General features: G+C 48.7%; 2 tRNA genes and 1 rRNA gene. All 3 read right to left on the bottom strand.

The features are described 5' to 3' along the window. Window positions 1-178: 178 nt before the first annotated feature. A tRNA-Ala gene (locus I8746_RS26915) sits at window positions 179-254 on the bottom strand. Between the two features lie 24 nt (window positions 255-278). Further along, window positions 279-355, bottom strand: a tRNA-Ile gene (locus I8746_RS26910). A gap of 85 nt (window positions 356-440) precedes the next feature. After that, window positions 441-497 (bottom strand): 16S ribosomal RNA (locus tag I8746_RS26905); the annotation flags it as partial.

Here is a 497-nt window from a genome sequence, read left to right as displayed (position 1 = left end):
TTTCGAGCAGAACTCACAAATTTTACCTTAGCCTGATCCACCAGCAGTGAAACTGGTGTTCAGTCTATATCTATCACATATCCGAATTTTTAAAGAACGATCTGACAAAAGTCAGAAATCAACATTCAATATGAATGTTCATTTCTAAGTTCTGACAAGTTACTGCGTACGGCGAAAGTGGTGGAGCCAAGCGGGATCGAACCGCTGACCTCCTGCGTGCAAGGCAGGCGCTCTCCCAGCTGAGCTATGGCCCCGTATTCTACGGCTGAACCATGTAATGGTAGGTCTGGGCAGATTTGAACTGCCGACCTCACCCTTATCAGGGGTGCGCTCTAACCAACTGAGCTACAGACCTATAACAGGGTCGCGTTACAGCATCGTCTTTTACAATGAATCAAGCAATTCGTGTGGGAGCTCATCAGCAGGCTGATGTCGTCGATTAAGGAGGTGATCCAGCCGCAGGTTCCCCTACGGCTACCTTGTTACGACTTCACCCC

It is taken from the genome of Pseudomonas sp. USTB-Z (assembly GCF_019691255.1).
GTDB lineage: Bacteria > Pseudomonadota > Gammaproteobacteria > Pseudomonadales > Pseudomonadaceae > Aquipseudomonas > Aquipseudomonas alloputida.
Note: the sequence above shows the minus strand (reverse complement) of the source record. Positions and strands in the feature narration are given on the sequence as shown.